The organism is Thermoanaerobacterales bacterium (genome assembly GCA_030019475.1).
Taxonomy (GTDB): domain Bacteria; phylum Bacillota; class Desulfotomaculia; order Desulfotomaculales; family JASEER01; genus JASEER01.
The window spans coordinates 40,129-47,842 of sequence record JASEER010000018.1; the positions used below are offsets into that span (position 1 = coordinate 40,129).

Sequence of the window (7,714 nt, forward strand, 5' to 3'; positions counted from 1 at the left end):
ATGGAGGTTGGCCGTGGATCCCGATATAGATCTCATTGACACGGAGATCATGGGGGCGATGAAGCTCCCCGGCTGTCCCGTGTGCACGCTGCTTGTCAGCATCGAGGACCGTTACCTGCGCTCGCTGCTCCGCGAGGGGATCTGCGACGCATACGTCAGGGCCCGTCTCCGTCGGGGGCGCGGCCTGTGTCACCGTCACGCCTGGGCGCTCCAGGAACTGGAGGCGCGGGAGTTTGGCGACGGTATGAGCAACGCCATCCTGGAGGAGGATATTCTTCTGTCTCTCCTGGAAGAAGACTTGGAACAATCGGAGGGACGACCATCGCGGCGGCGGTGGCTGAGGCGGCGGGCAAAAGAAGAGGCCGGCCTCCCGGCCGGGGCACTTCGCCCGGGTGAGCCCTGCGCGGTCTGCGCGCACCTGGAGAGCTTTACGCACATCTACTGCAAACGCACGGCCGACCGGGTGAACGGCAGCTACCGCGACGCCTATGTTTCCTCAGACGGGCTGTGCCTGCCGCATTTTATCCGCACGCTGGACCTGATGCCCGGTGCCTCCGAGAGGGCGGCTGTTATAGCGATGCAGAGGCGAAAGATAGAAGGCCTGGTCGGCGAACTGCGGGAGTACATTCGCAAACACGACTACCGCTTCCGCAATGAACCTAAGGGGCCGGAACAGGACGCCTGGATCAGGGCGGTACGGCTGCTGGTCGGCAACCGTGAGGCTCATGGCTGAAACCTATGCCCAAAAGCTGATCGCCGCGCTGGAGCACCCCGACCCTGCCGTCCGGCGCCGGGCGGCCTGGCTCCTGGGGCGGCGGCGCGAAACGGGGGCCGTGGAGGCCCTGCTGGCGGCCGTCGCGGCCAACGCGGGCGATCCCTATCTCCTGGAGACGGTCGTTGAGGCCCTGGGGCTTATCGGCGACCCTCGGGCCCTGGGTACGCTTACGGAATTACTGCGCTCTTCCTACCTGCCGGTACGCGTCCAGGCCGCCCGCGCCCTGGGCCGCCTCGGCGGCGCGGCGGCCCGGGAGGCGCTGCGCGAGGCCGCCCGGGCCGATCCCAGCGCGGTGGTGCGCGAGGCGGCCGCCGCGGCGCTGGGGGAAGCAGGATTATAAAAAGACGGCGGGGGACATCTAAGAAGTACTGACGGTAAAGTAATATAAATACATACCCGACCCGAGAAAGAGAGAGAGCCTGAGTACAAATATGGCTCTCTCTTTTATTTTGCCCTTGATGTAACTACTGTTACATGATATACTCGGCGTAACGGCTGTTACAAGAGGTGGTGATTATGGCTGACGCCTGGCTGCTCCTGATCTATAAAATCCCGCCTGAACCTTCGCGCTACCGGGTCGCCACCTGGCGGCGCCTGAAAGGGGCGGGAGCCGTTTACCTGCAGAACTCGGTCTGTATTCTGCCGGATTCTCCGGTCAACCGTGATCTCTTTGAAGGCCTGGCCGGGGAGATCGGGGAGGCCGGCGGCGAAAGCCTGTTGCTCTTGGCGCGGGCTTTCAACCCGGCGGAGCAGGAAAAGGTGGTCGAGCGGTTCAACGCCGAGCGCGATGTCGAATACGGGGAGATTGTTGAGCAGTGTGCGGCGTTCTTGGAAGAAATACGCCAGGAGACGGAGCGGAAGAATTTCATGTTTGCCGAACTGGAGGAGAACGACGAAGGCCTGCAAAGGCTGGTCGGCTGGCTTGAAAAGGTACAGAACCGGGACTTTTTCGGCGCCGCCAGGGCGGGAGAAGCCCAGGCGCGCCTGGCGGAATGCCGGGATGCCCTGGATGGTTTCGCGGCCCGGGTGTTTGCGGCCAGCGAAGGGAACAAAGAATAGTGGGCTATTATCCCTTTTAGTCACTCTGAATTGCCGGAGAAACGGCAGACAATACTCCCAATCCGGGGCCCAGCGGCGATTCCATTGATGATGCAGGCCAAGAAGATGTTGGGGCCTGCATAGGCAGACCCCAACATTATTACTTGTCAATTCATTATTTAACGAAAGGGTGAGGATTATGGAGACTGCATACCTGGTCGGAATGATCATCGCCGGGCTTTTTTTCGGCTGGACAATCGGTTCCCATTATACCGGGGCGGTTATGGGCACAGCATTCGGGGCGAAACTGATCACCGCAAGAAACGCCACCCTTCTCATTGCCTTTTCCGTAATTCTGGGGGCCACACTGGAAAGTCACAACGTTGTCAAGACTATAGGTACTGGCATCATTGAAGCCAAGGATATGACGGTCTTCAGCGCCATGATCATGATGCTTACCGCTGCGCTGGTTACCGCCGCCAATACCTGGCTCAAGCTACCGGTTTCCACTTCTCAGTTGGCCGTTTTTTCCGTCGTTGGCGCTGGCCTGGCAATGCAGGTCAAGGTATCCTGGGAAACCACCATTTTAGCCCTGGCCATCACCTGGGTAGGAACCCCGATCCTTGGGGTCATCCTCGGCTTCATCTTAACCAAAATGATGGATAGACTTAATGCGCTTAAGGCGTCTGAAGTTGCAGCAGTATATCAAACCAGCAACGGGACCACAATGGTCGATAAGTCCGGTTCAGACAAAACTAGTGAAAAGAGACAGAGATATTGGGGTTATTTCTTAATCCTTGTATGCTGCTATGCCGCCTACACTTTGGGGTGCAACAACACGGGCAACGCCGTGGGAGTCTTCTTTGGCACGGGAGCATTCAAGTCCGAAATGATGGCGGGTTTCGTTGGCGGAATTGTCATAGCCATTGGCGCCCTTACGTGGGGGCGACCCCTTTTAGAGAAAGTCGGCCTCCACATTGTCTCTCTGGACCTCAACAGCGCCATAGGCGCCCAATTGGCCCAGGGAATTACCGCCCACGTCGCGGCTTTTCTCGGCTATCCCACCTCCATGAACCAGGCGATGATAGGGGGCATAGCAGGCGCCGGACTGGCCCGGGGTATCAAGGCTATCGATCTAAAAGCAATTAAAGAGATTGTCATTTCCTGGTTCCTTACGCCTGTTGTTGGTGGTATCGTGGCTTTTTGTTTATATTCCCTGCTGAGCTGGCTGCTGGGGGTAAAATAACGTGACAGGTTCTGCATTTTAAACCTAAAGGATGTTTAGGGCTTTTTAGGGCCAAGGAAGACAAGAGAAAGGGGTCGTAAGTAACATTGCCGGAAAGCAAGCGTGAGACTCAAAGCGAACGTCAAGCTCGGACAAAGAATGCTCTACGCTTTATCGTCCTGATGGGCGTGGTGAGCCTCTTCGCCGACATGACCTACGAGGGCGCCCACAGTATCACTGGCCCGTACCTGTCTCTCTTGGGGGCGAGCGCCGCTGTCGTGGGCTTCGTCGGCGGCTTCGGGGAACTGGTGGGCTACGCCCTGCGCCTGGTTTCGGGCTACCTGGCCGACCGCACCCAGCGCTACTGGCTGATCACCATCGCCGGGTACGGCATCAACCTGCTGGCCGTGCCCCTCCTCGCCGTGACCGGCCGCTGGGAGGCGGCCGCCTTCCTGATCGTGGCCGAGCGCTTCGGCAAGGCCATCCGTACCCCCGCCCGGGACGCCATGCTCTCCCACGCCGCGGCGCGCGTCGGGCGGGGCTGGGCCTTCGGCCTGCACGAGGCCCTCGACCAGATCGGCGCCGTCACCGGCCCGCTGATCGTCGCCGCCGCCTTACTTTTCCGTAACGAGTCTTACCGGGCTGGTTTCGCCGTTCTCCTTATCCCGGCCCTGATCGCTATCGTCATCCTGCTGACCGCCAGGTACCTTTACCCCGATCCGCAATCGCTGGAGGTCACCCACGGCGATGTGCGGTCCTATCACGAAGGACAAAAACTGCCCCGGGTTTTCTGGCTCTACATCCTGTTTACGGTAACCAGTATCGGGGGCTTCGCGCACTTCCAGCTCATATCCTACCATTTAAAGGGTCAGGGAATTGTGCCCGACGCCCACATTCCCGTGTTTTTCGCCGTGGCCATGGGGGTGGACGCCCTGGTGGCCCTGCCCGTCGGCCGCCTGTTCGACAATAAGGGCCTCCTCACGTTGACCGTCCTGCCCCTGCTTACGATCCCGATCCCCTTCCTGGCTTTTTCAAAGGCCTATTACCCGGTTCTCCTGGGCGTCGTCCTCTGGGGCGCGGCCATGGGTATCCAGGAGACGATCATGCGGGCGGCCATCGCCGCCATCATCCCTCCGGGGCGGCGCGGCCTGGCCTACGGAATCTTCAACACCGGCTACGGGGCCGCCTGGTTTCTCGGCAGCAGCCTGATGGGCGTCCTGTACGGTATCGCCATTCCCTACGCCATAGCGTTTGCCGTGGCCCTGGAAATATTATCCCTGCCCCTTATTTTGATGGTGCGCCGGAATCTACTGGCTGGTCAGGGGTAACACTGGCGGACGTGGTGGTAAACGGCGGGAGTGTTGAGTTTTGTCTTGACGCCCGGTGGCCTGTCTGGATACAATAGTGCTCGGCGATGGAGCTCGCCTTAAACGCGACGACGCTAATGGCTCCTACCCAATCCATGGGTGGGGCCATTTTTTGTCGCGGTCCTGCCTGAGCATCGCGGGAGGGGAAGTAATGAACGAGTGGTTGACGGCCTCGGTCTGGATCGGCCTGGCCCTGGCGGCCGGCCTGGTCTCGGTGCGCCTGGGGATCTCCGTGGCACTTACCGAGATCATGTTCGGGGTTATCGGGGGCAACTTCCTGCACCTGGAGGTCGTGCCCTGGGTGCAGATGCTGGCCGGGTTCGGCAGCGTCTTCCTGACCTTCCTGGCCGGCGCGGAGGTCGACCCGGTCGTGCTGCGCGACAAATTCAAGGAGAGCGTGTCTATCGGCACGGCGTCCTTCCTCTTCCCGTTCGCCGGTGCCTTCGCCTACGCCTACTGGGTGGCCGGCTGGACGATGGACGCCTCGCTGATCGCCGGCATCGCCCTTTCCACGACTTCGGTGGCCGTGGTCTACGCGGTGATGGTCGAGACCGGCCTGAACGAAACGGAACTGGGGAAGATCATCCTGGCGGCCTGCTTCGTGACCGACCTGGGGACCGTCCTGGCCCTCGGCGTCTTCTTCGCCAACTTCAACGTCTGGCTGGGGGTTTTCATCGGCGTGTCGGCCGTCGTCCTGGCGGCGACCCCGAAGCTGACCCGCTGGTTCACCGGGCGCTACGGGAACCGGGTCAGCCAGATGGAGGCGAAGTACTTTTTCTTCCTGCTGTTCCTGCTCGGCGGGCTGGCCCTGAAGGCCAACAGCGAGCCGGTCCTGCCGGCCTACCTGATCGGGCTGGCGGCGGCGGGGTTTTTCATGGAGCAGAAGGAGTTTCTCTCCCGGCTGCGGGCGATCGCCTTCGCCGTGCTCACGCCCTTCTACTTCCTGAAGGCCGGGCTCTTCGTCTCCCTGCCGGCGGTGGTCTCCGGCCTGCTTCTTATTACGATCCTCCTGGGGGTCAAAATGGTGACCAAGTTCTTCGGCGTCTGGCCGCTGACCCGGGCTTTCTGGTTTACGCCCCGCGACGGGATGTACACCACCCTGCTGATGTCCACCGGGTTAACGTTCGGGACGATTTCCTCATTGTTCGGCCTGTCGCACGGCATTATTAACCAGAGCCAGTACACGGTCCTGGTCACGGTGGTCATCGGCAGCGCCGTGGTGCCGACGCTGATCGCCCAGGCCTTCTTCCGGCCGCAACCGGAGAGCGAAGAGGAGAACGGATCCCGAACGGTTACCCGGACTTCCGCGGAGCCGTTACAGAAAATTGCAGAAGGAGAGTAGGAACGTGTTCAAGAAGATTATGGTCGCCTACGACGGTTCGGAGCACGCCCGGCGGGCCTTCGCCGCCGGCCTGAACCTGGCGGAAAGGTACGGCGCGACGCTGGACGCGGTGATGGTCGCCGACCTGCCGGACTACGCCGGCACCGTGGGGGAGGTCGAGGACCATAAGGCGCAGGCCCAGGCCTTCTACGAAAAGAGCATCGAGCAGGTCAGATGGCTCGCGCGCAAGAGCGAGGTCCAGGTGCGGACGCACCTCCTCTTCGGTCACGTCGGCCAGATCCTGGTCCGCCACGCCGAGGAAGAGAAGATGGACCTGGTGGTTGTCGGAGCGCGGGGGCTGAGCCGCCTGCAGCAACTGCTTATGGGCAGCGTTTCCCAGTTCGTTTCCCGCCACGCCCCCTGCGCGGTGCTGGTGGTCAAGGAGAAGCCGCATCAATCGTAGCCCGGCCATCCAGTCATAATGTGTCGCGGCAGCCGAAACAGGGAAGTTTTTTGACGAGCGGCAGGAACTATTGGAGGAAGCGTCGAATAAAGCCCGGAAATGGCGGCCGAAGCCGCCGTGGTGGATATACAGGTAGTTACGCTGTAGAGCGTAAGGCACTCTGAAAAGGCATCGCGTAAACAATTAAGGCCACGGAGACCTTAACCCCGCAGAAGCGGGGGTCAAAGGCTCCGTGGTCTTTTAATTTCATCTCACGGGAGGCAGGGATGCAGTCGGATGAACGACTTACGGGAGACGATGCGGGCGCGATGGAACGCCAAGGGCCGTCATTACGAACATGCCGACGCTCACGGTACGAAAAGCCCCGCCGAGAAGGAACGTTGGCGGAACATCCTGGCACGGATGGGACCCGGTTCGCTGGATGTGCTGGATATCGGAACGGGCACCGGATTCGTGGCGTTGATCCTGGCCGAGCTGGGACACCGCACAACGGGAGTCGACTGGTCCGTGACCATGCTCGACCAGGCCAGGGCGAAGGCCCGGGAGGCGGGCCTGGAGACGGCCTTCATCGAGGGGGAAATAGAGGCGCTTCCTTTTCCGGACGCGTCTTTTGATGCCGTGACGGCCCGGCACGTGCTCTGGACGCTGCCGGAACCGGAGCGGGCCATCGCCGAGTGGTACCGGGTGCTCAGGCCGGGCGGGCGGGTGCTGGCCGACTTCTCCCCCCGCCGGCCGGGGGAGAAGGGCCATCATTACCCTCCGGAAATCGAAGAGAGGCTGCCCCTGAACAGAGATGTCAGTCCGGGGGAAGTGGCCGCGCTTTTTGTGAACGCCGGGTTTGCCGGTGTGGATGTCGAGCCTCTCCCGCGTGATCCCGGCAGCGATAGAGTCACCTGTCTCATCAGCGGGTTCAGGCCCCGGGAGGTGTAAGGGTGGCGCCGCACAACATCTGGATCAAGTGCCCGTACCGGGCGCGTCCCGGAGAGGAGTTAACCGCCCGCATCAGGTTCGGCCACGATTTTGTCGTGCAGGGGAAAGCGGACCCGTTACGCACCAGGACCTGGTTGATTTCCCCGGCAGGCAACAGAATCCCGCTGGCCGTGGAGGCCGGGGAGGCGGACCTGACTGCCGTTTTTAGGCCTGCCGAAATCGGCGTGCACACTCTTCTGGCCGAGTATGACGGGAAGATCTGGAGTATCGGTTCGGACGGCCGCCACCTGCGCGGTCCCCGCGCCGACCATCCGGACGTAACGATCGTGAAATCGGTCTATTATTACCAGTACGCCAAGGCTTTGGTCGTCGTGGAACGGGACGGTCCCTGGCCGGGGCCGTCGGGCGCGGAGTTTGAGATCGTGCCGCGGCCTCCCGCGGAGGAGCGGCTGGAGCTGGCGGTTCTCTACGAGGGCCGTCCCTTGGGTGGGGCCAGGGTGCAAGCCTTTTGTTCCGGCAGCTCATTTCCCCGTACCGCTGGCACGGACGCGGAGGGGGTGGTAAGCTTTCCGTTCAGGGACGGGAACTGGATGAT

General features: G+C 61.5%; 9 protein-coding genes and 1 riboswitch. All 9 genes read left to right on the top strand.

The features are described 5' to 3' along the window. Window positions 1-13 precede the first annotated feature (13 nt). Window positions 14-733, top strand: coding sequence for a DUF6062 family protein (locus tag QMC81_06440; GenBank protein MDI6907106.1), 720 nt, complete (start codon window positions 14-16; stop codon window positions 731-733). Then, on the top strand, window positions 726-1,115 hold the full coding sequence (locus tag QMC81_06445) for a HEAT repeat domain-containing protein (GenBank protein MDI6907107.1): 390 nt from the start codon (window positions 726-728) through the stop codon (window positions 1,113-1,115). Before QMC81_06440 ends, QMC81_06445 begins: the two co-directional genes overlap by 8 nt. A gap of 176 nt (window positions 1,116-1,291) precedes the next feature. Next, window positions 1,292-1,834 (top strand): hypothetical protein, encoded by a 543-nt coding sequence (locus tag QMC81_06450; protein ID MDI6907108.1) that lies wholly within the window; start codon window positions 1,292-1,294, stop codon window positions 1,832-1,834. Between the two features lie 178 nt (window positions 1,835-2,012). After that, on the top strand, window positions 2,013-3,059 hold the full coding sequence (locus QMC81_06455) for an inorganic phosphate transporter (protein ID MDI6907109.1): 1,047 nt from the start codon (window positions 2,013-2,015) through the stop codon (window positions 3,057-3,059). A gap of 86 nt (window positions 3,060-3,145) precedes the next feature. Beyond that, the gene (locus QMC81_06460) at window positions 3,146-4,366 is read left to right on the top strand and encodes an MFS transporter (GenBank protein MDI6907110.1); all 1,221 of its coding nucleotides are present in this window, start codon (window positions 3,146-3,148) and stop codon (window positions 4,364-4,366) included. Between the two features lie 73 nt (window positions 4,367-4,439). After that, a riboswitch (Fluoride riboswitch) is annotated at window positions 4,440-4,499 on the top strand. 57 nt (window positions 4,500-4,556) lie between these two features. Beyond that, window positions 4,557-5,747, top strand: coding sequence for a cation:proton antiporter (locus QMC81_06465; protein MDI6907111.1), 1,191 nt, complete (start codon window positions 4,557-4,559; stop codon window positions 5,745-5,747). A gap of 4 nt (window positions 5,748-5,751) precedes the next feature. Beyond that, on the top strand, window positions 5,752-6,189 hold the full coding sequence (locus QMC81_06470; GenBank protein MDI6907112.1) for a universal stress protein: 438 nt from the start codon (window positions 5,752-5,754) through the stop codon (window positions 6,187-6,189). Window positions 6,190-6,465: 276 nt separating this feature from the next. After that, window positions 6,466-7,119, top strand: a complete 654-nt coding sequence (locus QMC81_06475; GenBank protein ID MDI6907113.1) for a class I SAM-dependent methyltransferase — start codon at window positions 6,466-6,468, stop codon at window positions 7,117-7,119. Between the two features lie 2 nt (window positions 7,120-7,121). Further along, window positions 7,122-7,714: DUF4198 domain-containing protein (locus QMC81_06480; protein MDI6907114.1), on the top strand; the 593-nt coding region annotated here is incomplete at its 3' end.